Source organism: Comamonas thiooxydans (genome assembly GCF_000964545.1).
Lineage (GTDB): Bacteria > Pseudomonadota > Gammaproteobacteria > Burkholderiales > Burkholderiaceae_C > Comamonas > Comamonas thiooxydans.
Map to the genome: position 1 here is coordinate 1 of NZ_BBVD01000027.1, position 24,189 is coordinate 24,189.

The 24,189-nt window shown below is 57.9% G+C and carries 22 protein-coding genes and 1 pseudogene; 14 read left to right on the plus strand and 9 right to left on the minus strand.

From position 1 onward, the window contains the following. Positions 1 to 103: 103 nt before the first annotated feature. Both Cth01_RS23280 and Cth01_RS23285 read right to left on the minus strand, forming a co-directional pair. A complete protein-coding gene (locus Cth01_RS23280) occupies positions 104 to 1,015 on the minus strand; it encodes a polysaccharide deacetylase family protein (protein ID WP_045840547.1) in 912 nt (303 codons plus the stop codon). Positions 1,016 to 1,107: 92 nt separating this feature from the next. Further along, positions 1,108 to 1,575 (minus strand): GNAT family N-acetyltransferase, encoded by a 468-nt coding sequence (locus tag Cth01_RS23285; RefSeq protein ID WP_233425265.1) that lies wholly within the window; start codon positions 1,573 to 1,575, stop codon positions 1,108 to 1,110. Between the two features lie 332 nt (positions 1,576 to 1,907). Between Cth01_RS23285 and Cth01_RS23290 the strand changes: the two genes are divergently transcribed. Then, positions 1,908 to 2,465, plus strand: coding sequence for a hypothetical protein (locus tag Cth01_RS23290; RefSeq protein ID WP_045840548.1), 558 nt, complete (start codon positions 1,908 to 1,910; stop codon positions 2,463 to 2,465). A 277-nt stretch (positions 2,466 to 2,742) separates the two neighbouring features. Here the strand turns inward: Cth01_RS23290 and Cth01_RS23295 are convergent, their stop codons facing one another. Next, a complete protein-coding gene (locus Cth01_RS23295; RefSeq protein WP_139032141.1) occupies positions 2,743 to 2,916 on the minus strand; it encodes a GNAT family N-acetyltransferase in 174 nt (57 codons plus the stop codon). An 8-nt stretch (positions 2,917 to 2,924) separates the two neighbouring features. Continuing rightward, positions 2,925 to 3,965, minus strand: a complete 1,041-nt coding sequence (locus Cth01_RS23300) for an AraC family transcriptional regulator (RefSeq protein WP_045840550.1) — start codon at positions 3,963 to 3,965, stop codon at positions 2,925 to 2,927. Positions 3,966 to 4,097: 132 nt separating this feature from the next. Here Cth01_RS23300 and Cth01_RS23305 point away from each other — a divergent pair, with 132 nt between their 5' ends. From Cth01_RS23305 to Cth01_RS23320, 4 genes are all read left to right on the plus strand, one after another. After that, entirely contained in the window at positions 4,098 to 5,057 is a 960-nt protein-coding gene (locus Cth01_RS23305; RefSeq protein WP_082085709.1) for an alpha/beta hydrolase, read from the plus strand. A 290-nt stretch (positions 5,058 to 5,347) separates the two neighbouring features. After that, positions 5,348 to 5,707 carry a DUF2946 family protein gene (locus Cth01_RS23310; RefSeq protein ID WP_034398669.1) on the plus strand — a complete coding sequence of 120 codons (360 nt, stop codon included), beginning with the start codon at positions 5,348 to 5,350 and terminating at the stop codon, positions 5,705 to 5,707. Positions 5,708 to 5,797: 90 nt separating this feature from the next. After that, a complete protein-coding gene (locus Cth01_RS23315; RefSeq protein ID WP_045840552.1) occupies positions 5,798 to 7,984 on the plus strand; it encodes a TonB-dependent receptor in 2,187 nt (728 codons plus the stop codon). An 11-nt stretch (positions 7,985 to 7,995) separates the two neighbouring features. Beyond that, positions 7,996 to 9,513, plus strand: a complete 1,518-nt coding sequence (locus Cth01_RS23320) for a PepSY domain-containing protein (protein WP_045840553.1) — start codon at positions 7,996 to 7,998, stop codon at positions 9,511 to 9,513. A 112-nt stretch (positions 9,514 to 9,625) separates the two neighbouring features. Here Cth01_RS23320 and Cth01_RS23325 read toward each other — a convergent pair whose 3' ends face one another. Then, a complete protein-coding gene (locus tag Cth01_RS23325; RefSeq protein ID WP_174447128.1) occupies positions 9,626 to 10,255 on the minus strand; it encodes a TetR/AcrR family transcriptional regulator in 630 nt (209 codons plus the stop codon). 86 nt (positions 10,256 to 10,341) lie between these two features. Here Cth01_RS23325 and Cth01_RS23330 point away from each other — a divergent pair, with 86 nt between their 5' ends. Continuing rightward, a complete protein-coding gene (locus tag Cth01_RS23330; protein WP_045840554.1) occupies positions 10,342 to 10,578 on the plus strand; it encodes a hypothetical protein in 237 nt (78 codons plus the stop codon). A 31-nt stretch (positions 10,579 to 10,609) separates the two neighbouring features. After that, on the plus strand, positions 10,610 to 11,308 hold the full coding sequence (locus Cth01_RS23335; RefSeq protein ID WP_233425266.1) for a siderophore-interacting protein: 699 nt from the start codon (positions 10,610 to 10,612) through the stop codon (positions 11,306 to 11,308). Positions 11,309 to 11,555: 247 nt separating this feature from the next. Here the strand turns inward: Cth01_RS23335 and Cth01_RS23340 are convergent, their stop codons facing one another. Further along, positions 11,556 to 11,768, minus strand: coding sequence for a hypothetical protein (locus Cth01_RS23340; protein WP_233425267.1), 213 nt, complete (start codon positions 11,766 to 11,768; stop codon positions 11,556 to 11,558). 435 nt (positions 11,769 to 12,203) lie between these two features. On the opposite strand from Cth01_RS23340, the gene Cth01_RS23345 reads away from it, so the two are divergent. From Cth01_RS23345 to Cth01_RS24075, 3 genes are all read left to right on the plus strand, one after another. Continuing rightward, entirely contained in the window at positions 12,204 to 13,067 is an 864-nt protein-coding gene (locus Cth01_RS23345) for a DMT family transporter (RefSeq protein ID WP_045840562.1), read from the plus strand. A gap of 211 nt (positions 13,068 to 13,278) precedes the next feature. Then, positions 13,279 to 13,587, plus strand: coding sequence for a hypothetical protein (locus Cth01_RS23350; protein WP_156160288.1), 309 nt, complete (start codon positions 13,279 to 13,281; stop codon positions 13,585 to 13,587). A 458-nt stretch (positions 13,588 to 14,045) separates the two neighbouring features. After that, on the plus strand, positions 14,046 to 14,213 hold the full coding sequence (locus Cth01_RS24075) for a hypothetical protein (protein WP_165572393.1): 168 nt from the start codon (positions 14,046 to 14,048) through the stop codon (positions 14,211 to 14,213). Positions 14,214 to 14,387: 174 nt separating this feature from the next. On the opposite strand, the gene Cth01_RS23355 is transcribed toward Cth01_RS24075, so the two are convergent. Beyond that, entirely contained in the window at positions 14,388 to 15,140 is a 753-nt protein-coding gene (locus tag Cth01_RS23355) for an SDR family oxidoreductase (RefSeq protein WP_003064039.1), read from the minus strand. A gap of 202 nt (positions 15,141 to 15,342) precedes the next feature. After that, positions 15,343 to 15,525 carry a hypothetical protein gene (locus tag Cth01_RS23360; RefSeq protein WP_003064035.1) on the minus strand — a complete coding sequence of 61 codons (183 nt, stop codon included), beginning with the start codon at positions 15,523 to 15,525 and terminating at the stop codon, positions 15,343 to 15,345. Positions 15,526 to 15,810: 285 nt separating this feature from the next. On the opposite strand from Cth01_RS23360, the gene Cth01_RS23365 reads away from it, so the two are divergent. After that, positions 15,811 to 16,029, plus strand: a complete 219-nt coding sequence (locus tag Cth01_RS23365; protein WP_003064031.1) for a DUF7661 family protein — start codon at positions 15,811 to 15,813, stop codon at positions 16,027 to 16,029. A 714-nt stretch (positions 16,030 to 16,743) separates the two neighbouring features. Here Cth01_RS23365 and Cth01_RS23370 read toward each other — a convergent pair. Next, positions 16,744 to 17,280, minus strand: coding sequence for a methyltransferase family protein (locus Cth01_RS23370; protein ID WP_082085711.1), 537 nt, complete (start codon positions 17,278 to 17,280; stop codon positions 16,744 to 16,746). 608 nt (positions 17,281 to 17,888) lie between these two features. On the opposite strand from Cth01_RS23370, the gene Cth01_RS24395 reads away from it, so the two are divergent. The 3 genes and pseudogenes from Cth01_RS24395 to Cth01_RS24400 all read left to right on the plus strand — a co-directional run. Then, positions 17,889 to 18,314 carry a hypothetical protein gene (locus Cth01_RS24395; RefSeq protein WP_233425268.1) on the plus strand — a complete coding sequence of 142 codons (426 nt, stop codon included), beginning with the start codon at positions 17,889 to 17,891 and terminating at the stop codon, positions 18,312 to 18,314. After that, positions 18,274 to 19,722 (plus strand): ShlB/FhaC/HecB family hemolysin secretion/activation protein, encoded by a 1,449-nt coding sequence (locus Cth01_RS23375; protein WP_233425269.1) that lies wholly within the window; start codon positions 18,274 to 18,276, stop codon positions 19,720 to 19,722. Before Cth01_RS24395 ends, Cth01_RS23375 begins: the two co-directional genes overlap by 41 nt. Positions 19,723 to 19,731: 9 nt before the next feature. Continuing rightward, positions 19,732 to 24,069, plus strand: a pseudogene (locus Cth01_RS24400) (two-partner secretion domain-containing protein); the annotation flags it as partial. Positions 24,070 to 24,189 lie beyond the last annotated feature (120 nt).

Genomic DNA, 24,189 nt, shown 5'->3' on the forward strand with positions numbered 1-24,189 from the left:
TCGTGGAAGCGATTGGCGTGTTCCGCTAGCCCGCGCTGCGAAGCGCCGTGATGACTGCTTCTGACCGGCAGATGACCGTCTCGGAACGACCCTAAGAGGACTGCTAGGGTACTAGTGACTCCAGGCGAAGCTTGGGTTCTTCATAGACCGAGTCCTCGGCGGGATAGCGCAGGCCAGAAATGCCGCGAGCTTTCGCGCTTGCCCATACGACGCTTTCGCCAGCAGGCAATGTGTCTGGCTGCGAAGAGTAGATGGGATCTTTGAAGGCGGTTGTTGCTGGTACGAACGTCCAGCCTTGCTTGCGAAAAGCCGAAACGATATCAGGCAAGGCTGCCGCATTGATCTCATTGGTGTGCAGCAGCATCACATGCGCAGGGCTTCGACCAAGTACCTGCTTGGCCAGGCCTTCATAGTAAGTAGCCCGGTCAAGCAGGTGTTCAATGTAGGCCATCTTGACCCGGACAGCCTTGTCGTGTGAACCAGCTCGTAGAAGCGAGGAGTAGATCTGGTTGTAGTACCAATCGCTGGCATCGATGGAGACTGGAGCGGGTCTATAGCCATTTGATTTCATCCAGGACCGGATGCCGTCACGCTTTTCCTCCGTGTCACCTTCTTTCAGGTAAGGAAAGCGAAGCATCGGCACCCAAGTCGGAATGTGACGCAGAGCTGCATCGGCCTTTTTCACGTCCGCAATGAATTCGTCCAGTGTCGTCTCGGCGGATGCAAGACTGCGGTGTGTCGCCGTATGGTTGCCTACCGCATGACCTGCCTTGGCCCAATCCATGATGAGCCCCATTCCTCGATCACCGCCTATGCGAATCAGCGAGGGGAACACCATCGCTGTGATGCCAGAGTCTTTGAGGCTGGTGATGATCTGCTGATTCCAAACCTGCGCTTGGGACTGCCTGTCGGGGTTCAGTCCATCATCAAAGGTCAGACTCAACGTCTGGGCAAAGCCCAGGGATGAAAAAAGCAGAACAGTCAGCGATGCAATAGCGCGAAGAATGGTTGTCATGAGAGCTTATGAAATACGCATGCAGTGAACCTGCAAGTCGTTGACTGTGGATTGACCCATTGCAGACGTCCGAGGATGTCTGCCGGTTGTCCCTAGGCGTTATCACTGCCAGAGCGCACGAAAGAATACCGGCGAATGTCCGTCCTCAGCTTCCATCCTCTGCCTTCCCAATAAGCGTGGGCAGAATGGTTCTCTTGGAGAACATCAATGTGACTCTTATGAATGCCGAGTCTTTCAAGTCCGTCCAAGCACAGCTCCACCAAGCGGGAAGCAATGCCGCGTTTTCGGTGTGTAGACAGGACGACAAGGTGCTGCAAGTAGCCGCGGCGGCCATCGTGGCCTGACATGATGCATCCAACGATATGCTCGCCTTCTAACGCAACGAAGCTCAAACCTGGGTTGCGCAACAGGTAGCGCTGGGTAGCTTCCTGTGAATCGGCATCCCGAAAAGTAACCCCATCTGTTTTCTTCATCATTGCGGTGACGCTGTCGTAGTCCCCAATGCTCATTGGTCGGATGGATACCTGATCCACGGTGTCAGGGCAGTAGGGTGTTCTCACTGCTGTCTCCAATTTCTGGCAGTCCAAAGGCGAGAGCACATTCTCGCTTGAAACACGTGGACTGCTTCTGGCCGGACTGCGACGGTCGTCGATCGCCTTCTTCCGCCAACCCGCACCGTTGAGCGCAGGTCAATGAACTACACCTCCGCGCCGTCATATTGAATCGATTGACAGAGCTCCGCCGGCTTCAGGTGGCTGGCGTATGGCCACGGAGTGGAGCTATTCAAACTTGATCTATTCAACAATGCCCTGCACTCCATGAGCAACCCTGTAAAGTTCGCATCATCTTTGCTCAAAGGCTTTCCGCGACGAAAAGGCGGAATCCACGCCCCATGGACCTTCAAAATAAAAGCACAGAAGCAATTCCAGCCAATTCCAGCATCATCAAGGTACGCCTACAAGATTTGGACAAGTTGTTCGATCTCATGGACCCATCTCCGCTTTACAAACAAGACCTGCACCCCAATGTGGCAGAACACATTGTCGAAAGCGCGAGAGAGCTACCTGCGCAGGCCCGGTTGGCATTGCTCCTTCATGTAGATCAGGTGCCCCCTCAAGCTCGAAGTGATCAGGCGGTGAGCGATGCCATACGAGCCTATTTCACCCACCGATCGACTCAAGCGCAGCGCAAACTACGACTACATCTGCGTCGCGGCACCATTAGCTTGATCATTGGTTTAACGTTCCTTGCAACGACTTTGACTGCTTCTCAGCTACTCGGCGAAGGCAGTTTTTCAACAACGCTGCGCCACAGCCTGGAGATTGGCGGATGGGTGGCTCTGTGGCGTCCTATGGAGATGTTTCTATACGATTGGTGGCCCATTCTTGGCGACAAGATCTTTTATCGACGCCTCGCCAGAATGCCTGTCCAAATTAAATACTCTGCATAAATCGGACCTCGGGCAGGCATTTTCAGAAAGTGATTGCTGCTAAAGATGCACATCGCTGAGAGTGCGTCGCAAGCATCGCGATTTGAAGCAGCTAATCACTGCATTGCTCTTGTACGCACGCACCCGCGTTGTCGCGGAAATAGGAAGTGGCTGGCCTTTCTACAGGCTCTTATCGGCTTGATGATGGCGACATTCGTCCTATCAGGGCGGCAACTGGTCGCTTCACGAGGCCTAAAGGAGCGGGAGACGCTTGGCTTCCGTACCCCCGCTGAGATGTTCAGCGCATCAAGCCGGTGAGTCCAATGAATGTTGCGGTAGCTTTTTCCTCCACTGCCCAAACTCCCCAACCTTGCTGCTCGATGAGGTCGCGACAGTATTGCGCCATGGCATTGCTCTGCTCCACCGAAAGTGTGGCGGGAAAAAAGCGCATGGTCTCTGCGTCGGTATTCATGCGCGCTATCAATGCTTGCTACTTGAGATTTCTTGGCCGCGCATTTGCTCGGTTGCATTCGTGGGGGAAAAGCCCGTCCATCGTTTATATGCTTGCGAGAACGCGGATACATCACTGTAGCCAAGCCTCGCGGCAATTTCTGCAACGGATAGCTCGGAGCCAATCAGCAGCTTGTCGGCTCGTGCTCTGCGAACCTCTTCGTGTAGTTTCCGAAACGAGAGTCCTTCGTCATGAAGCCGGCGTTTGAGCGATCTCTCGCTTACGTGAAGCCAGCCGGCAACTTGCTGCAGGTTTGCCGACGATCCATCAGGTTGTGCCGCCAGCATTTCTCGAAGTAGCGTTCCAGTCGAAAGCGATGTGCGACGTTTGGTCATGAGGTCTTCGCACATGCGGACACACATGGCATACGTTGCCGCACTGGCTTGAGGCAGGGCTTGAGCCATAGTTGCCTGTGTTACGCGTAGTTCGTTGCTTTGCGATCCCCACTCGATCCGTACGCCGCCGATTGCGTACGGCATATGCTGCGACCGTTTCATGCTGAGACTGAGAGCTTCCAGTTGCGTGTCTGCCCCCAGGACATCCAGCATTAGACGGCAGGTCGCGCCTACGGCGCGTTGCACTGCAAACTCGCGCAATGCTGGCTCAAGCGCAGGCGATGCAACGAATTTCAGCCGATGAATCCCGTCTGAGCGCTCATGCTCCAGCATTGCGAGTGCAAAGGTCAGGGAGAGGAAACGGTGCGCAAGCAGGAGGGCATCCAGACCGCTTGCCGCACTAAGCATTCCAAGGCCAAGAATTCCATAGGCCGTAGCGTGGTAGCGCATGCCGACAAGCAGCCCAAGGCCTGGCTCGTTTGGGATGAGAGTGAGCAGGTTTCGAATGACGGCCACTTCTTGTGCCGGATCGATGCTGATCTCTGCGTCAGCCAGCCGTTCCTGGGTCAAACCGGAGCCCTGGAGCAGGTCCCGCGCTCTCAGACCGCGCTTTGCTCCTGCTTCGAGCAGCAACTGAACACTTGCCGGACTGCGCGTGAAATCCCAGAACTGCATGAATCTTCCCCAGACTATTGGCCTGAAGGATAAAGCAGTTGGCCCGATTCAACCTTCTGCAAAGGGATCGCAACTCCTAAAGTGAAAACAACGCGACGCAATCCGCAGCGCGTATCGATCACGGAGACTTCCATGAGCATGTACGCCGACCAACCCATCTGGCGAGAAATCCAGTCTTTCCTTCCTGAGCGCTATCGGATCCCCTTGAGCGAGGAGCCCTCCGAGTCTTTCTGGGACTGGAACAGTGATCGAATTCACATCGATGCGTACCGCAATCCGAACGCCTCGGTAAGTGTTATTCTGATGCCCGGAGTCGGGACAAATGGTCGTCAGATGATGACGATTCTTGGTCGTCCGCTGGCTCAACGGGGTTACGAAACCATCGCTGCGGATATGCCTGGCTACGGTTTGACCGAAGTAGGGGAAGGCCACGTCGTCACTTACGACGATTGGGTCCAATGCGGTAGCGACCTGATTGACAGAGAACTGGCGCGTGACAGTCGCCCCATCGTTTTGTATGGCCTCTCTGCCGGCGGCATGCTCACCTATAACGTCGCTTCCCGAAACCGCAAGGTCAAGGGTATCGCAGGAATGACGTTTCTTGATAACCGGGACCGGCGGGTGCGGGACGAGACAGCGAAAAATCTGATTGTCAGTCGCGTAGGAGCTCCGCTCATGAGCAGGTTGGCCAATACGCCATTGGCAAAGATGAAGATGCCGATGAGCCAGGCAGGAAAAATGAGCGCGCTGTGCAACAGCGATGAGGCCATGAAAGTTTTCATGCGCGATAAAACCTCCGCGGCAAATGCCGTGTCCATCGCATTCCTTGATTCCTACATGTCGCATGTGCCCGAAGTCGAACCAGCTGACTTCAATGTCTGTCCTGTCTTGCTGACGCAGCCAGCAGATGATCGCTGGACTCCTCTGGAGCTAAGCGAGCCTGTAATCGGCCGAATCGGCAAGGTACCGGTTCGGACCATCATGCTGGAGAACGCGGGGCACTATCCGCTCGAGGAGCCGGGTCTGTCGCAAATGGTCGACGCAATCGATGATTTCTTCCGTGAAGTCACCGGCACCGAGAAGGTGCGCTGAGTTCGGCATCCTTTCAGGCAGTGCAGCTCGCTTGCGTGCCGGTCACGGGCACGCCTGCGCGCTCGCTCTGTAAAGCTCAGCCCATGAATGTCTGCCTCCGGGATCCGGGCACGGTCGGCTGCTTGGCGGAGCAGAAGCTTTGCAACGGTCACCATCGCTCAAAACTGCGATTTTTCCGTTGCAAGCCCTCTCGGGGACGCGACCGCACACGGCTGCATCTCCTCGATAGCGCGAAGTAGCGAGAAATCGACAAGTCTCGGCCTTCGTCGTAGGCCTCATAATGCGCAACCATGCAAGCGCTGCGTAACTCCCTGTCACTGACCCGCCTGGTTCTGGCGTGGTTCATGCTGACGTTGAGTATTGCAATGGCTTCGCCCATAGTGCATCCAAAAGCCATCGAGGTGGTCTGTACCTCAAGTGGCAGCATGCAGGTGATCATGCTTGATGAGGACGGCCAGGCCGCGCCAGGGCTTCATCATTCGTTGGACTGTCCCTTGTGTCTGACCATTACGACACCGCCGAGCTATTCATCACCGCATCTTGAGCAGCCACAGCCGCTCGGCTTGGCGCTACAGCCTGTAGTTTCAGCGCGCATTGCCGCGCTGGTGGGGGCACCTTTGCCCCCGCGAGGGCCGCCAACGCTCGTGTAAGTCCACTGTGCCGCCAATCGATGGCGGATACAGCCTATCGCCGTCGGGCCCAGTCCTGCACGGCCGATCTCACTTGCACGCAGATAATTCATGACCCATCCCTTTTATGGCGCGATGCCCAATGGCAACGCGAGTTCTCCTTCGCCCGCCTTTTTTCAACGCAACAGCGTGGCCCTGGCTGTGGCCCATCTGTCATTGGCTGTTCCTCTTGCAGTAGCGAGCTCTGCCAGTTGGGCACAAGCCGACGTCACCCTGGACACTGTTACCGTACGTTCATCGGGGGACACTCCTTTGGAGCGCCCAGTGGGCACCGGCAGCCGGCTCGACCTCAATGCACGCGACACTCCGGCCAGTGTCGAGGTGACCACGCGCGAGCAACTGGAAGCTCGCGGCGACACTTCTCTGGTTGACGCAATCACGCGATCTACCGGCATCACCAGTCTGGGACATCCGGGCAACAGTGGCAGCGCGCTCTCGGTACGAGGTTTCACGGACTCCACCTCGGTCATGCGTCTATACGACGGTACGCGCCAATACGGGGGAGTCGGCGTGAGTTTTCCCTTCGACACCTGGTCTATCGACCGCATAGAAGTGCTGCGCGGACCTGCATCCGTGATCTACGGTGACGGCGCTATTGGTGGCGTGGTCAACGTGATCCCCAAAAAGCCCACGCGCGGACCTGTTCAAAATGAAGTCCAGGCCACGCTGGGAACCAGAGGCAAACGTGCATTGGCCTTGGGCAGCGCAGGCGCGATCAATGAGCAATGGTCCTATCGACTGGATGTCAGTGGCGACCAATCGGATGGCTGGGTGGATCGTGGCGATTCCAGCAATCGGACGATCTCCGGCGCTCTGCGCTGGGATGTGACACCTGACTTCAACTTGCAACTCTCGCACGCACAGGGTCGGCAAAAGCCGATGCGTTACTTCGGTACACCGCTGGTCAACGGAGTACAAGACCCGGCGCTCCGAGAGCGCAACTACAACGTTGCCGACAGCCGCATCCAGTTCAAGGATCGCTGGACCGAACTGGCTGCCCAGTGGGCCCCCGGCAGCAATGTCGTCATACGAAGCAAGCTCTATCACATTGGCAGCGACCGCTATTGGCGCAATGCTGAAGCGTACCGGTACAACGCCACTACGGGATTGATTGACCGCTCGGACAACACCGAGATCGGTCACGACCAGACGCAGACAGGCAACACCACGGATGTGAGCTTCCATGGCAGCTTGCTCGGACGTCCAAACCAGCTCTCCGTGGGCTTCGACGTGAACCGCGCATCGTTTCAGCACACCAACAACACTTACACCGGCAGCTCCGGTCCGGTCGATCCCTACAACCCCGTCCCGGGCTACTACAGCAGCTCGGTACCCTTCATTCCCCGCTATCAAAACAAGGCCGAGCAATATGCGCTGTTTGCGGAAGACCGGCTTGAACTGACGGATCGCTGGTCTGTCGTGGCGGGCACGCGCTTCGACCATGCGGACCTGTCGCGCCAGGATCTGGTGGCGGGCAATCAGGCTTTCAAACGCAGCTACTCCAACACTGGTTGGCGACTTGGCTTGGTCTACAAGCTAAGTCCTCAACTGTCCCTGTATGCGCAGGCATCCAAGGCCGCAGATCCGGTGAGCGGCCTGCTGATGCTGTCGGCGGCTAATTCCGCCTTCGACGTATCGAGCGGCAAACAGTTTGAGGTCGGTATCAAGCAATCCTTCTGGGACGGCAAGGGTGACTGGACGCTTGCGGCGTATTCCATCACCAAAAACAACTTATTGACGCGAGACCCAGCAAACCCCGCTTTGCGCATACAGATTGGCGAACGCTCCTCCAAGGGCATCGAGGGCACCCTGTCGATGCAAGTCAGCAAGGCCGTGCAAATTGATGCCAACTTTGCGCTGCTCAAGGCTCGCTATGAGGATTTCAGCGAGTCTGTGGGGGGCATCGTTGTTTCACGCAATGGCAATATTCCCACCGATGTGCCGGAGCGTGTCGCCAATGTTTGGGTGAGCTGGAAAGTCGTGCCTGACTGGACGCTGTCCGGCGGCCTTCGCCATGTGGGCAAGCGCTATGCAGACAATGCGAACACCTTGAAACTGCCTGCCTACACCACGGCAGACCTGGCGCTGCAATGGAAGGCAACCAAGGCCACCACGTTCACGCTGCGCGGCTTCAACATCTTCGACAAGCACTACTTCACGACCTCCTACTACACCAACACGCAGTGGTTCGTCGGGGAAGGGCGACGTGTTGAGCTGACACTGAACCATCGCTTCTGAGCGCGCCGCCGATGTGGACTTCCGCCCAAGCCAAGCGGCTTGTGTTTCTGGTGCATCGATGGACCGGGGTGGGTGCATGCGTGCTGATGGCGCTCTGGCTCTTCAGCGGAGTGGTGATGCTCTTTGTCGGCTACCCCAAACTGTTGCCGACGGAGCGCCTGCAGGCATTGCCTTCCCTGAGCACTGGCCAGAGCTACCTGCCTGTTGAGGCAGCTCTGAAGCAAAGCCAGTCTGCCGACAAGGTGCAGCAGATTATGCTTACCACTATTGCGGGCCGCCCCAGCTACCGCCTCAAGGAGGCGGACGGCACGCTGCGGGTGGTTGATGCCGGCACGGGCGTTGTTGCGCAGTTGCCCGACGACGCAGCGGCCTTGCGCAGCGCCAAGGCCTTCCTGTCCGAAGCAAATGGAGTGCTGCAAGGTCGCACGCAGGACGACCGCTGGACACATTCCGCCTCGCTCGATCCCCATCGGCCTCTCATCAAGGTCCTGATGGACGATTCCGCATCAAGCCTGTTGTACATATCGTCGACCACTGCCGAGGTGGTCATGGATGTACCGCGCCATCAACGCTACTGGAACTACGTGGGTGCCTGGCTTCACTGGGTGTATATGGTGCGTGAAGGCTCCAAAGACCCTGTGTGGAGCTGGCTGGTCATCGGGCTCTCGGCATTGGGAACCGTCTCCGCCATTGCCGGTGCCTTGGTGGGCATCTGGCGATGGCGCTTCCACGGTCGCTACAAATCCGGAGCCAAGACGCCGTATCGGGAGTTCCAGATGCGCTGGCATCACATCACCGGCCTCGTATTTGGAGCGATGATGATCTGCTGGATCTTCAGCGGCCTGATGTCCATGAATCCGCTGGGGATCTTCAGCCCGCAAGGACCTCGTCCCGATCTGCGTGCCTACCAGCATGCAGGTTCAGGAAGCAATCCCTTCAGGTTCACCACGCACGAAGCGCTGACACTGCTCGGTGCCGAGGGGTTTGACACGCGCGAGGTCGAATGGAAAGTACTGGATGGGCAGCCCTATCTGCTGGCCTTCAATGGACTAGGGGAGACCCGCATCGTGTCCGCAAGCCTTGCTGCGCCCCAGGTAGAGCGGGAACTTGACCGTTCGAAACTAGAACAGGCCGCGAAGAAGCTGTTCCCTTTTGCCATTCGCTCGACCACGTTGCTGAACGAGTACGACGCCTACTATTACCGTCGGGGTGAGGCCTCGATGTATTCAGCAGCGGCGCGTGATCTGCCCGTGCTCCGGATGCAATTTGAAGATCCGGGAAACACCAACGTATACATCAGCCCGTACTCAGGTGATGTTGTGCTGAGCCTGGACCAAAGGCAGCGTACAGGACGGTGGCTGTTCAATTTCCTGCACAGTTGGGATCTGCCGTGGATGCTGCGCCACGCCTGGCCGCGTGATGCCATCCTCGTTTTGCTGAGCATTGGTACGTTGGCTCTGGCACTGACCGGCATCGTGCTGGGATACAGGCGACTGAAGCTGTTCATCGGGCATAAACGCCGATTTTGATCTTGGGGATGGTGCAATCGAAGAGCGTCGCCTTCATGCCAGGGCGTTAGCTGCTCCCGCGAGTACCAGGCACTGAAGCCAGCCGAGGCCGGTTGTCCCTAAAGCCCAACCTTCATGTGGTGCGCCGCGAGCCGCCACAGAGATAGCCAATCAGCATCTCCACGATGGCCTGCTCGGTCTTCTGGATCGGGTGGGGCGTTCCGGGAGGAATGACAGCGGCATGAATCAATGACTCCATGGTCCGCAACACAATCCAGGTGGCGAGATTCAGGTCTTCCTGAATGACTTCATCCCGATGCTCCTCCAGCAGCTGACGAATGCGGCAATGAATGCTTTGATCGGCCGCGCTCTGATCCGATGGAGCATCAAAGAACGGAAACTCTTTCTCCAGCACCTGGTGCAGCTCGGGAGCAACCTGATGCGCCGCCAGCCATGCATGCACGATGGCTGCCAGCCGCTCCAGCAATCCTGGCGACGTGGTGCCCGCCAGGACGGTTTCCATGGCTGCGTGCATTTCTACCGCGTGCCGTTCATGCAGGGCCGTGATCAGGGAATCCTTGTTGGGAAAGTACTGGTAGACGGAGCCGACGCTGACCCCGGCGCGTTCGGCAACCAGATTGGTATTGGTTCCTGCATAGCCGCGCTCGCTCAAAACGCGAGCCGTGGCTTCAAGAATTGCATCGACCAAGGCCCGTGAGCGGTTCTGGCGAGGGATTCGTCGTGGTTGTGGCAGGGTCGGCATAGGTCTGTCCGAACGCGAGTTTTCAATGCGAGCAATGGCTCATATTCTTTCACATATCGAGCAAATGCTCATATTTGGAGTGATCGATGTCCATTCGTTCTCATGAAGCGTTGGCAGCAGCGGCCTGTCAGCCGCCCGCCGCCAATGCATTAATCAAGCTGCTGCCAGTCACACAGGCAGTGTTCACCGGATTTCCGATCATCGGGGCGCAGTCTGTGGTGGCCTTGCTGTCTCGGGCATGGTTCGGCATCTTTGTCGCCCCATCCCTGCTGGTTGCAGTACGGTTGCTGAGCTTCTTGCCCCAGGGAGTGCGCCATGCATGAAATCGACCACAAGCCGCGCACAGCAAGAGCCGTGGGAGTCGTGCAGGCAGTTCATTCCATCACTCCACATATGCGGCGAATCACGGTGGGCGGTGACGAGATTGCCGCATTTCTTCAAGTGCAGGGCGTCGATGAACCAGCCGCCTGGGTCAAAGTCTTTCTTCCCACCGGGGAAGGGCGTGCGTACACGATACGAAGTATCGACTTCAAGGCCGGAACGCTGGATCTGGACTTTGTTCTGCATGGAACAGGATCCGGCTCCGGTCCGGCCTCTGAGTGGGCATCTCGGGCTTTGATTGGCGAACACATCGGAATCGCAGGGCCTCGCAGCGGCGGTTTCCTGCTCCCCGGCAATACACAATGGGTCATGCTGGCAGGCGATGCAACCGCTTTGCCCGGCATCCAGAGCATTGCCAGCCGTTTGCCCGCCGACATCAATGCCAAGGTCTATGCGGAAGTGCTGTCGCCAAGTGAGCATCAGCCTATCGACAGCCTGGCCAAGCTGCGTGTCCAATGGATCAATGCCCAGCCGGAGCCCGGCCTGAGCCTGTGTCAGGCGCTGCTGCACCGCCCCTTGCCGACAGGGCCTGGCTACATCTGGATTGCGGGAGAGTCTGCGGCCATCCGTAGCCTGAAGCATCATTACTTTCAAGAGCGAGAGTTGCCCAGGCACGGCTTGAGCGCGAAGGGATACTGGAAGTCCGGGGCGGCCGACCACCGGGAAGCGTGATGTGTTTCTCGAGTACCTGCTGTCGGCGGGGCTGATGACGGGTAGCTGCGCTCACCCGGATTCGAATGTGAGCAAGCCGGCAAGTCCGCTCAGGCGATGCCGGCGTTTGAACTCCTGTCCTTGGAATCGTCGGCTGCCATCGGGCCTGGGAAGATGGTTTGGCGCCGTGATCCACCCAGCCGGCATCATGCAAGCCGCCAAAGAAAAAGCCCGCGTCATGGCGGGCAGGTCTTTGTTGCGCAACAAGTCAAGGGCGCAAGTTGACGGTCTTCGAATATCTGTCGAGGTGCTCCAGCAGGCGCTCGTAGAGCTCATCTGTCGCCATCGAGTTCAAGACCTCCGCCTTGATCTCTTCGGCGCGCTGGCTGAAGTTGTGTTGCAGATTGCTTTTCTTGTTGTCATCCAGCGTTTCGATCAGGGCAATGAGAAGTGCTTCTTGCGCCATGATCTGGCCTTTCATCATCCTCAGCTGGGCGCTTTGATTGCCTAGGAACTCCATCCAACCCTTTCTCTTTCATGATGTGTGTCAAGTTTGAGGAATTATGGTGACTGTAGCTGTCGCGGAAATTTCACCTCCCTCGTTCTCCGAGCTACAGAAAGTGACTGGAAGTGTGCAATTGATGCACAGAGGCCGTGGTGTGGCTTGATTCCTGAATCCGGACCGCAGGCCAGCCGTTTTGGCGACCGGGGCTTTGCTCTTCAAGACATCTTGTGAAGCTGATGGCGCTTGCTGCGCCAGCCGCGTTCTTCCAGCCTGCCGGGCTGAATCTCCGATCCTCCGATACAGGGCTGGCGCCGGCAGCAAGGCGGGGCTATCTCCATCAAGACAGCAGTTGCTTTGTTACGGACGGATGACATGGAAAAATACCGGGGTTGGTCCATCTACGAGGTTGTGATGCCCTTGTTTCACACCACTGTGTTGACTGGTCTGGCGATGCTGGCCTTTGCCGGCAACTCGCTGCTGTGCCGCCTTGCGCTCCAATCCCACTCCATTGATGCCGCGAGCTTTACGGCAGTGCGCCTGGCTTCGGGCGCGGCCATGCTGGCGCTGGTCGTGAGCCTGAAACGCGCTCCCTCTACCGGTGTTGGCAACTGGACGTCGGCGGGCTTGTTGTTCGCTTATGCGGCGTTGTTTTCCTTCGCCTACGGGAGTCTGTCGGCCGGTGTCGGTGCCTTGCTGCTTTTCGGCGCGGTGCAGGCGACGATGGTGGGCGTGGGCCTTTGTCGTGGCGAGGCACTTTCACCCCGGCAGTGGGGCGGATTGGTGCTGGCTTTCGGCGGCCTGGTGGTGTTGCTGCGACCCGGACTCTCGGCTCCGCCCCTGGGAGCGGCTTTGCTCATGCTCCTGGCAGGGGTTGCCTGGGGGCTGTATTCCTTGCTCGGCAAGGGTGCAACCGACCCGATCGGCGTGACGGCAGGAAATTTCTTGCGGACGGTGCCGCTTTCGCTGCTGATGCTCGTGTTGGTGCAGGGGCAGGCCTCATGGAGCACGGCAGGATTGATGTATGCGCTGTGCTCCGGAATGCTGACTTCCGGACTGGGCTACGTCGCATGGTATGCGGCGCTACCTCAGCTGAAGGCGGGGGCTGCAGCATCCATACAGCTGAGCGTTCCCTTGCTGGCCGCCATCGGTGCTGTCTCCCTGTTGGGAGAGCCCTGGACCATGCGGCTGACTCTGGCTGGTGCCGCCATATTGGGCGGTATCTCATTGATTGTGGTGACCCGGTCTGGCGGCAGGCCTGCTGTGGCAAAAGAGTAGTTGTGCAATCCTTTCCCTAGCGCTCTTCAGGAGCCAGGGGATCAGTGCTTGCAGCATCTTTGTGCTGCTCGAATGTCACAGCTTGAATGCACGGGCTGGTCGATGCACAAGCTCCCATGCGCATCCCTGCCGTCGTGCCGACGAACATCGCTTTACACGGGTATCCACCGGCAGGAATAGGCTTTCAGTGCCACTTGTAGAAAGGGCTGCCATGAAAGAGCTAGTTGCACTGACTGCGTTCGCCTTGATATTGACCGGATGCGTGATGCAGAGGCCGGTCAATGGGCAAGGAATGGATCCAGGCTCCCACCAGGTTGAGAAGAATGCGGATCGGGATCTTAGAAACAACGATATTCAACAGCGGGATCGTCCGATCGACTTTGAAAACGACTGGGACCGGGATCACTTTCGTGACCGCGGAAACGAGGGCCATGAAAATCAAGGCAGCCTATGGCCGTGGCCGGGCTCCGGATTGAGTGGCGGGCGCACCTATCCGGGAGGCCAAAGCTGGGGCTATTAGCGCAGCGTCACTCGTCAACCATAGTGCTGCAACCCGGCAGCCGGGCATGCATGCCTGGTCGGGCGAACCCATTGCGCGGCGCCTTTGCCGGGATCAGGGGAGGGCGCAGCTGCCATCCCACATAGCTGCGGCGCCCAGGCAGAAGATGAAAAAGCAGGCCGGCTTGCCATCAAACGGCCACTTGGCCATTTGCATGCATTCCCCGGATGTAAACGGAGCTCCTTCGCCAGCTGGCAGACATTGCGGGGCATGTCAAAAGAAAATTCCTCAAGATGCCGGCAGTTGTTTGCACAAAGCCGGGCTTACACATTGAAAAACCGCGCGAATTCGGTCCGTCTAAACTTCGTACATGAAAAAACTGTTTGGAGTCTCTGCCCTCGTCTTGCTGTTGTCGGGATGCTACGCGGTGGGCCCTGGATACAGCTACGGGTATAGCGATACCTACATCTATCAGCCTTATGGCGGCTCGTACTACTACGGGCGGCCTGCATATAGGCCTGGGTACTACCACCATCATCACGCGCACCGCCCACCGCACCCAGGCCACGGAGGGCATGGAAATCACCGTCCACCGCATGGAGGCCATCGCCCGGGTGGCGGCCATGGTCACGGCCATCGCTGAATGACAGGCCTCGACTGGCGCGGTCGAGCGAAGGCTGAGAAACAGATAACGCCGAGGTTTGCCAGGTCAGGGGGCAGCAAGCCAACACGTCCGGGCTGACGCAAAGCGCCGTGTCACCTGGCGTGACTACCAGAGGGCTGGCCGAGAGGGCGGGCCGTGGCTGGGCGGCTGTGCCTGATTAGAGGTTGCCGCCCGAAATCTCGATCAGGCTACCTGTGGTGTATGGCGACTCGTCCGAGATGAGCCATACGATTGCATTGGCAACCTCCAGAGCGGTCCCTCCGCGCTTCATGGGAACGCCAGCCGCCAGGCGCTGAACCCGGTCCGGCTGTCCCCCGCTGGCATGAATATCCGTTTCAATGAGGCCGGGACGGACAGCGTTGACGCGGATACCTTCCGCAGCCACTTCCTTGGCCAGCCCCAGAGTCATCACATCCACAGCACCCTTGGATGCCGCGTAGTCGACGTACTGGCGTGGCGCGCCAAGTCTTGCCGCAATGCTGGACACATTCACGATGGCTCCGCCATGGCCGCCATTGGCAGTGCTCATGCGATGCACCGCTTCGCGAGCGCATAGAAAAGCGCCTATGGTGTTGATGCGAAACATTCGCTCAAGGCGCTGCAAACTGAACTCGGCCAGCGTCTGTGCCGTGTCCACAATACCTGCATTGTTGACCAGGGCGTCCAGGCGCCCGAACTGTACATCTGCCACGGCAAAAAGACGGCGAATCTGCTCTTCGCAGCCCATATCCGCCTGAATGGCCATGGCGTGCCTGCCCATTTCCGTGATTTGCGAGACAACCGCATCGGCTGCCGTCTGATCTGTATTGAAGCTGAGCAGTACATCCCAGCCTGCCGCTGCTGCTTGCAGGGCGGTGGCTGCGCCAATGCCTCGGCTGCCTCCGGTGATGAGCACAACTTTGTTTTTCATGGGGCTCCTTGGTGATCCATTTGATTCTGCCGCGAGTCTCGTCTCCAGCTTCACGGTTCTCGATTCATCTTATCGCCGCATTTCCTCTGCGGCCTAGGCTTGATCCGGTCCAAGTGCTCATGCTTTTGTATCTCAAGGCAACAAAAAACCACCTGTAGAGGTGGTTGAAAACCAATCGCAAGGCTGGATTCAAGAGACAGGGCTACCAGTATCGGTAGTTGTGGCGCATGCGCAGCAGTCTCTCTTCCTCCTGCTTTTTTTCCATGTCTGTGGGCTCTTGCGGGTCTAGTTGGGGCGGCGCAGGGAAATCCTTGTCCATGGAGAACAGCTCCTTGGTGGTTTCCCAGAACTTCTGGATTGGCGGGGGAATACGGCTATCTGGCATATAGACCTCCAGTCCTGGATGACGAATCAAGATTGATCGCCAAGCTCCACAGTACTCTTTTTAATAACCTTGAAGCCCTATCCAATAAGTAAAACGTCAGCTTTGGTGCATAAACAGGATGGGGGCGAGCGCCAGGAAAAGCGGCGATGCCCCGTTTCCATCGGCTCTGACAAGGCTTCGGGCTGATGGCTCTTGATGCACGGGTTCGGCAATTCAGGTGCCACAGGCTGTCCGAGACTGGCGAGCAGATGCGGCTAGCATGCAAGGCTCAGCAGTGGAGCAGACATGGAAAAGTACCGATTCAATGTGTTTGGCGACATCCTGGCCATAGAGCGCAGCAACTCGGGATGGCGCTGCTTTGCGGTTGGGCTCGATGGAAAGCTTGGCCCGGTGGATCTGGTCGTTCCTCCCGAGATCACTCATGAGGAGCTGCCTCAGTACCTTTATGACATCTACCATGAGAGCGCGGCATTGTCGGATGGCGACATCTTCGAGATATCCTGAGCCTCATCCGGATGCTGTCCGCAGCTCGTCAGAGATCTATGGTGCTGCTCCCCATTGTGTCTGTGACTCATTCGCCAATCTGTTCGGCACCGACTTCATCACTGCAAGGAGATGGCCGCCATGACTCTTCAGAAGAACCCGCTCAAAGAACCGGAACCCAAGCCGGATCCGATTGATCCGCCCAATGATCAGCCGCCTGCAGAGCTGCCGGGCGATCCGATAGAGCAGCCCAATGTGTAGCTGCTAAAGCCCGCGAAGTGCAAGCTGTCTTCATTTGCTGGCGAGCATCCGAAGTGGGACTATGACTGCATCAATGCACTCAAGGAGAGCGGCGATGTCTACTCTCATGATTCAACTGATTGGTCTGCAACTGGTCGTCTTGCTGGTGGCCTGGGTCATTTACGAGGTCAGAGACGATTGGACGTAAAAACCGGCTGCAGCAAGCCTCTGCCGCTCGATCCAGTCACTTGCTGGTGATCGAGCGCAAAGCGTCAGATGGGCAAGTGGCCTATGTGCCCCGCTGATCTGTCCGTGGCAAGCATGGATACCCTGCAATCTCTGGATGACCGGGCTGAATGGAGTTTTGGGCCGCGCCAGCATCGATACAGCCAATGAGCTTGCCTGACCTTGTCTATCTGCTTGCAAGGCCGCGGTGCATGGCGCCGGATGCGCAGTCAATACCAGCCGGCGTGGCCCGGGCCGGCTCAAACCCTTCTATAGCCAGCGTCGTACCTGCCGACAATAGGACACGAACAAAGCACCAAATTTCGCCTGCAGCGCTCTTTCCTCTGGTCGTATCTGGAAGTGCTGAAGATAGGCCATGAACAGCGGCACAAGCAGCAATCCTGATAGCTTGCCCAAATACATGGCGAGTGCCAGCAATAAAAGCGCAAAGCCCAGATACATCGGATTGCGTGTCACCCGATAGATCCCGCTGACCACCAGCGCCGTCGATTCTGCCGGGGTGATGGGGTTCACCGTGGTCCGGGCATGCTGAAATGCCCGAACACCGGCGAGGCAGAACGCTCCGCCCACTGCGGCGAGCATGAGGGCCACCATCCATGAAGCAGTGAATCCGATCGGCAAGATACCGGGCAGAAACCACATTGCCACGGCAAACACCGCGAACAGCGCCATCGGCGGCACCCGCAGCATGAGTAAAGAGGATTTGTTCTGCGCTGGGGATTGAGAGGTCATGCATTCAAGCCTAAAGCTTAAAGTGGCTTCATGGTCAATCATGTGCTGCAGCATGACCTGGCTGCATGCCACGCCATTGAATGCAAGCGGGGCTATGACTTCTGATGCTCAAAAAATACCGCACTATTGCGGGCTTGCATTACTCAGATGTCGGCAGATCAGGACGTAAGCACGGATGCATCAAATCTGGCATTCAGTTTTCGTGGCATATGAACGATATTGCTGAGTTTTCAGTTTCTAAAAATAAGAATTTTCTTATCCTCATCATCGACTGCTTTGTTTAGCATGTTCTCTGTCGTCTGATGCTTTCTTGGGTCCATCTCCATATTTCGTCAGTGATCGCTGAGAGCGCCGTCTTATTTTTGCTTGTCTTGATAAATGGAGGACCGATTGATACGCCGGTTTTCATACTCATTCAAGAGTGCATTGACTTGCATGACATCGTTGGCGTAGGCGGGCACTGAGGCCCCTGGGTGCTTCAGTCCGGAACCCTGGCTTCAAGGGTGGCAGCCGGTGGAGAAATAAAAGATTCGCCGTTAGCGAAGCTACTTCTCAATCAAATAAAAAAGTCACGAGTGAAAATTGGATTTCACACCTGGCCTGGCCACGGAAAACAGTGAAATCTCTTTCTACTGCTGTGGAGGTAATTCACTGCAGAAAACTTGTTATTCATTAAATATGCTGCTGTTGTAGCTTTTGTATTCTGGCCATCAGCCATAAAAATGGCTGCTTTCATGCGAGAAATAATGACACAAGAAATAAATAGGTCTTTTATGAGGGAGACAGCGCCTGGCAAGCGTTTTCAATTGACGTCACTATTTGTTGCCGTACTCAGCTTTGCAGCTCCTGCCATGGCGCAACTGTCCGGTTCAGCCATTGAACAGCAGCAGTTGCAACGACAGCAAGAGCGTGAACGGGAACTGCGTGAGCGCATGGCTCCCAATGCAGATACCTTGCAGCCGCGGACCAAGGCCATTGCGCTGGAGATGCCGACGAGCGAGATTCCCTGCTTTGCGCTGCACTCCCTTGAGTTGACAGGAGAAAAACTTGATCAAGTGCCGTGGCGAAAGGGCGGCAGCGGGTATTGATCTGAGTGCCAGGCCTTGCATTGGGGCGAAGGGTGTCGAAGTCATCCTGGCTCGGCTGCAGCAGGCAGTGCTTGAGCATGGCTACGTGACCTCCCGGGTCATGGTGGCTCCGCAAAACCTCCAAAGCGGGGTGCTGACCGTTGCTTTCATTCCCGGCGTTCTCAGGTCCATCCGATTTACCCCGGACAGCACAGGAGACACTTCACTTATTGCAGCGCTGCCGTCCAAACCTGGCGAGCTGCTGCAACTGCGTGATATTGAGCAAGGCTTGGAAAACCTCAAGCGTGTTCCAACGGCAGATGCCGATATTCAAATCACTCCCGCCGAAGGCCCGGATGTCGAACCCGGCCAAAGTGATTTGATGATCACTTATAAGAAAATAAGCCCGCTGCGCTTTAACGTCGCCTTGGATAATGGCGGCACCAAATCCACAGGAAAGGTCCAGGGCACGGGAACCGTGTCCTGGGACAACCCGCTGGGCCTGAATGATCTGATGTATTTCAGCTTCGGCGGTGGTATCGGCAATGGTGGCAACCGTGGCACTGAGACCCGTGCAGCGCAGTATTCCGTGCCTTTGGGGTACTGGCTGGCAGCCCTGTCCGGCTCCTATAACAAGTACCACCAAGGCGTGGCCGGTGCCTATCAAAACTACACCTACAGCGGCGAATCCAGCAACCTGGATCTCAAGCTAAGCCGCGTAGTGTTTCGCAATGCCTCCTCGAAGACAACGGTTGGCACCAAGGCGTTCCAGCGGACCTCCAACAACTACATCGACGATGTGGAAATCGATGTCCAGCGCAGGCGCACCTCGGGCTTTGAGCTGAGCCTGAACCAGCGCAGCTATCTGGGCAATGCCGTTCTGGATGCCAATCTGGCCTACAAGCGAGGCACAGGTGCTTTTGCGGCCTTGCACGCGCCAGAGGAGCCCTTTGGTGAAGGCACATCGCGCATGAAGCTCTTCATTGCCGACTTGGCATTGTCCAAGCCCTTCGAGCTGGGCGGCACCAAACTCAGGTTCAGCAGCAACTGGCATGGCCAGTGGAACAAGACGCCGCTGACGCCGCAAGACCGCCTCGGTATCGGCGGCCGTTACACCGTGCGGGGCTTCGATGGAGAAAGCACCTTGTTGGCGGAGCGTGGCTGGTACTGGCGCAACGAACTCAGCACCCCCTTGAGTCTGGGCGCTGCGGGCAATGCCGAAGCCTTTTTGGGCCTGGATACCGGCCATGTCAGCGGGCCCTCTGCGAAGTACCTGCTGGGCCATTCATTGACCGGCGCGGCCATCGGCGTGCGCGGGGCCTGGCGCAAGCTCTCCTATGAAGTCTTTGTGGCAACGCCTGTCAAAAAGCCGGAGCACTTCCGAACCTCCCACGCCAACCTGGCTCTGAGCCTGGCTTACAGCTTCTGAGGCATCGTCATGAACAAGAATCTTCATCGCGTTATCTTCAACAAAGCGCGTGGCATCCGGATCGTGGTGCAGGAAACAGTCTCCAGCGAAGGCAAGGCCGGCAATGGCAGCACACAGACAGGGGCTGCCCACTCAGGTGCCTCGTCGGCGGGCAGCTTGCGCACTGCCAGATCCTTCCTCAGCGATTTCCCGTTCTCTGCTGCAGCCAGAACAGCAGGCATGCTGGCCCTGGCTCTGGGGGCTCCGGCCGGTTTTGCGCAAATCATTGCCGATCCCTCGGCCCCCAACCGTCAGCGCCCCACGGTTCTGGAGTCAGCCAACGGCACGCCCACGGTCAACATCCAGACCCCTTCCGCGGGTGGCGTGAGCCGCAACACCTACCAGCAGTTCGACATCGGGCAAAAAGGCGCCATCCTAAACAACAGCCGCAGCAATGTGCAAACCCAGATTGGTGGCTGGGTGCAAGGCAATCCATGGCTTGCCAACGGCGGCGCCAGAGTCATCGTCAACGAAGTCAATTCAGCGGCCCAATCCCGCCTGATGGGACCGCTGGAAGTGGCAGGCCGGCGGGCCGACGTCATCATCGCCAACCCTTCGGGTCTGGTGGTCGATGGCCTGTCCTTCATCAATGCTGCAGGCGTGACCCTGACGACGGGCAGACCGCTGTACGGAGCCAATGGAGCGGTTGACGGCTTGAATGTGCAAGCCGGTCTCATCAGCATCCAGGGCAATGGGCTTGATGCCACCAAGGCAGATTACGCCAACATCCTTGCAAGAGCCATCTCGCTGAACGCCGGGCTGTGGGCTCAAGACCTCAAGGTCGTCACAGGCGTCAACCAGATTGCCACCGATGGCAATGTTCAGCAAAGCAAGCCCAGTACGACAGGCGCAGAGCCTGCGAAACCCCAGTTCGCCCTGGACGTCGCTCAGTTGGGCGGCATGTATGCGGGCAAGATCTTTATCGTAGGCACCGAGTCTGGCTTGGGTGTTCGAAACTCCGGCCTGCTCCAAGCCGGTAGTGGCAGCCTCACCTTGAACAGTGAAGGCTGGCTCAACAACAGCGGCTCCATCCAATCCACCAGCTCCGATGTTGTCGTGAACACGCGTGGCGCGGTAGAGCAAAGCGGTGCCATCTATGGCGGCGGCAATGTCCAATTGAGTTCGCAGGCGAGCCAGGCGCACAGCGGCACAGTGGCTGCATTGGGTGATGTCTCTATTCAGGCTGCAGGGGCTGGAGCGCAGATTCAGGCCCGAGATGCAACAGTCTGGGCGGCTGGCTTGCAAACGGATGGCCGGTTGCTCGGGGATAGAAATCTGAGCGTGCATGCAGATGCACAGCTGCAGACCTCAGGCCAGGCGCTGGCCACCCGCAATGTGCAGATGCGAGCTGCAAGCCTTGACCTGTCTTCGTCTCGCCAGCAGGCCAAAACCTTGCAACTGCATGCCACAACAGGTGATTTGCAGGCCAAAGGCAGTCAGTTGCTGGCAACCGAGCAAATGAATCTGCAAGCGGGCCGGACACTCACGACAGATGGCGCGCGAGTGCAGGCCTCCAGTCTCGGCATCCATGCCAACGCTCTGAGCAATGTCGGTGGACAGATCATCCAAAGCGGCGGCAGTGACCAGACAATCGCTTTGCAAGGGGATCTGGACAACAGAGCTGGCCTGATTCAAACAGCAGCCGGTAACCTGAACATTGCTGCCCGGAACATCGATAACACAGCAGGCCAGCTGCTGCATGCCGGTGGCGGAGGCCTCAACCTGAGCAGCCAAGGCCAGCTCCTCAATGACTCCCGAAGCAGCAATCAACCAGCTGTCACGGATGGCGCGCGCATTGTGAGCAATGGCTCCCTGCATGTGCAAGCCCAGGCCTTGAGCAATAGCGGCAGCATCCATGCGGCGCAGGCACTTGAGACACATGCCTCGACCCTGAACAACAGCGGAGTCATGTATTCGGCAGGCAGCCAGGCACTGACGGTTGATGGCAGCATGAGCAGCAGTGCAACGATTGGCGCAGCCCAGAACCTGACTGTGAAAACAGGCAGCTTCAATGGCGCAGCCACTCATGTACTGGCTGCGGGCATGGCCGCTGACGGCAAGCTTGCCGGAGCTGGTGTCCTGACCGCAACTGCATCCGCACATTTGCAGAGCGCAGGGCAAATTCTGGCAGCAGGCAACGTCAGTCTTGATGCTGCAAGCCTGGACCTCAGACAGAGCAGCGCGGCAAGCACAGCTGGCAATATGAGCCTGACGGCTCAAAGCGGCGACATCCAGACGGGCGGCGCCCGCATCAGCAGCGCAGGTCTTTTGGCCATCCGAGCCGACGGCTCGAGCAGCCAGCGCCTGGACAACACCCTCGGACAGATCAGCGCAACGCAGCTCAGCATCAAGGCGGGCAAGCTCGACAACACAGATGGATTGATCTCTGCGGTCGACCAACTCGACATTACCAGCGCTCGATTGATCAATGGCGCCACCCCTGCGGCAAGCACGGCCAAAGGCATTCAAAGCCAGACGGGCGATGTTCATCTGAACGTTCAGCAACTCGATAACAGCGGGAACATCCAGGCCGCCAAGAGCCTGATTGCGGCAACTTCAAGTCTGAGCAATAGCGGCACCCTCTACGCAGGACGCGCGCAGACGCTGAATGCGACGGGTGCAATCACGAGCAGCGGGACGATTGCCGCTGCCCAGGACCTGAACGTGACAGCCGCCTCGTTTGCAGGCGCGGGCAGCAATGTGCTGGCTGCAGGCATGGCTGCGGACGGAAAACTCGTCAATCCCGGGACTTTGAACCTCACCACTTCGGGTGGATTGCAGACAGCCGGCCAGGCACTGGCCACAAACAATGTCAACCTCGGCGGCGCCAGCCTGGATCTGGAAAGTGCAACGGCAGGCAGTGCCAATGCAGATGTGAATCTGAGTGCCGCCCAGGGCAGCATTGTCACGGCGGGCTCACAAATCAGCACGCCGGGCAAGCTGTCCATTACCGCCAACACAGTTGCCGGCCAAGCGCTGGACAACACCGCAGGCCGCCTGGCTGGCCAGCAATTGCAAATTCAGGTTGGGCAGTTAAACAACCATCAAGGAAGCATTGAGCAGTCCGGGGGCGCTGATTTGGACATCAATCTGAGGGGCGGCGCACTGAACAACAACGCCGGGCGTATTGTTGTCAATGCGGCAAATCTCAAGCTTCAATCTGGTGCGCTGGACAATACAGATGGACTGATCAGCCATGCCGGCTCAGGGCACGGAGCACTGCAGGCGTCCAGCCTTGACAACACCCGTGGACAGATCCTTGGCAACGGAACCTTGTCTTTGGCCAGCAGCGGCAATGTCACCAACAGCGATGGACTGATCTCCTCCAATGGCGACCTGCAATTGACAAGCGCAGACCTGGGCAACACCCGTACAGGCACTTCAGGAAGCGCCACAGGCATTCAAAGCCAAAGCGGCAACCTTACGGTCAATGCCCAAGCCATCACCAACAGCAGCAACCTCTATGCTGCCAAGGACCTCAGAACCACGGCCACCAGCTTGGACAACAGCGCAACGCTGTACGCAGCTGGTGAGCAGACCTTGGATGTGGCCGGCGCGGTTGGCAATCAAGGCACCATCGCCGCGGCCAAGAATCTCTCGCTCACTGCAGACAGCTTTGCCGGCGGTGCTGCCAATGTTCTGGCGGCCGGCATGGCCGCCAATGGGCAATTGACGGGCAGCGGCGCCTTGACGGCAGTGACATCCGGCAGCCTGCAAACCAATGGGCAGGCATTGGCGACAGGCTCATTGAAACTGAAAGCCGCCAGCCTCGATCTTCAAGGCAGCACCACTGGAAGCACCGGTGAAGACGTGACGCTGAGCGCGACGACGGGAGATATTCAAGCTGCTCAGGCCAGGATCAGCACACCCGGATTGCTGAGTATCTCCACCACCGCCGGACAAAAACTCGACAGCTCCAAGGCGCAGCTCAGTGGTGGGCAGCTCAGCATCGATGTCGGCGAGATCAACAATACCGAAGGCGTCATCCAGCAGACGGATACGGCTTCCGGAGCCGCCAACCCCGTTGCAGGCATTCGCAGTGCTGGCGCTATCAACAATAGTGCGGGACGCATCGTTGCCAATGCGCAGGACTTCGCTTTGGCCTCCGGTGGGGTGCTTGACAACACGGACGGGATGATCGGTCATGCTGGCTCCGGCCAGCTTCGCGTGGATACCGCTGGACTCCACAACACACGCGGAAAAATCATCGGCAACGGGGCAACCACGCTCACCAGCTCTGCAGATGTCGACAACACCAGCGGCATGGTTGCAGGGCAGCAGAGCGTGACGGCAACGGCCACGGCTTGGGACAACAGCCAGGGCACCTTGGTTGCAGTGCAAGGCGACCTCAATCTTCACGCCACAACGAATGCCGTCAAGAACGCTGCAGGCCTGATCCAGGCGGAAAACGATATTCGGCTCACATTG

Bases quoted from the DNA above. Each gene is read 5' to 3' on its own strand.
- Cth01_RS23345 (WP_045840562.1), top strand. From the start codon at position 12,204: ATGCCCTTGTTTCACACCACTGTGTTGACTGGTCTGGCGATGCTGGCC.
- Cth01_RS23350 (WP_156160288.1), top strand. From the start codon at position 13,279: ATGAAAGAGCTAGTTGCACTGACTGCGTTCGCCTTGATATTGACCGGA.
- Cth01_RS23310 (WP_034398669.1), top strand. From the start codon at position 5,348: ATGCAAGCGCTGCGTAACTCCCTGTCACTGACCCGCCTGGTTCTGGCG.
- Cth01_RS23355 (WP_003064039.1), bottom strand. From the start codon at position 15,140: ATGAAAAACAAAGTTGTGCTCATCACCGGAGGCAGCCGAGGCATTGGC.
- Cth01_RS23370 (WP_082085711.1), bottom strand. From the start codon at position 17,280: ATGCTGCAGCACATGATTGACCATGAAGCCACTTTAAGCTTTAGGCTT.
- Cth01_RS23320 (WP_045840553.1), top strand. From the start codon at position 7,996: ATGTGGACTTCCGCCCAAGCCAAGCGGCTTGTGTTTCTGGTGCATCGA.
- Cth01_RS23305 (WP_082085709.1), top strand. From the start codon at position 4,098: ATGAGCATGTACGCCGACCAACCCATCTGGCGAGAAATCCAGTCTTTC.
- Cth01_RS23295 (WP_139032141.1), bottom strand. From the start codon at position 2,916: ATGAATACCGACGCAGAGACCATGCGCTTTTTTCCCGCCACACTTTCG.
- Cth01_RS23325 (WP_174447128.1), bottom strand. From the start codon at position 10,255: ATGCCGACCCTGCCACAACCACGACGAATCCCTCGCCAGAACCGCTCA.
- Cth01_RS23315 (WP_045840552.1), top strand. From the start codon at position 5,798: ATGACCCATCCCTTTTATGGCGCGATGCCCAATGGCAACGCGAGTTCT.
- Cth01_RS23360 (WP_003064035.1), bottom strand. From the start codon at position 15,525: ATGCCAGATAGCCGTATTCCCCCGCCAATCCAGAAGTTCTGGGAAACC.
- Cth01_RS23340 (WP_233425267.1), bottom strand. From the start codon at position 11,768: ATGAAAGGCCAGATCATGGCGCAAGAAGCACTTCTCATTGCCCTGATC.
- Cth01_RS23300 (WP_045840550.1), bottom strand. From the start codon at position 3,965: ATGCAGTTCTGGGATTTCACGCGCAGTCCGGCAAGTGTTCAGTTGCTG.
- Cth01_RS23280 (WP_045840547.1), bottom strand. From the start codon at position 1,015: ATGACAACCATTCTTCGCGCTATTGCATCGCTGACTGTTCTGCTTTTT.
- Cth01_RS23365 (WP_003064031.1), top strand. From the start codon at position 15,811: ATGGAAAAGTACCGATTCAATGTGTTTGGCGACATCCTGGCCATAGAG.
- Cth01_RS24075 (WP_165572393.1), top strand. From the start codon at position 14,046: ATGGCGGCTCGTACTACTACGGGCGGCCTGCATATAGGCCTGGGTACT.
- Cth01_RS23290 (WP_045840548.1), top strand. From the start codon at position 1,908: ATGGACCTTCAAAATAAAAGCACAGAAGCAATTCCAGCCAATTCCAGC.
- Cth01_RS23330 (WP_045840554.1), top strand. From the start codon at position 10,342: ATGTCCATTCGTTCTCATGAAGCGTTGGCAGCAGCGGCCTGTCAGCCG.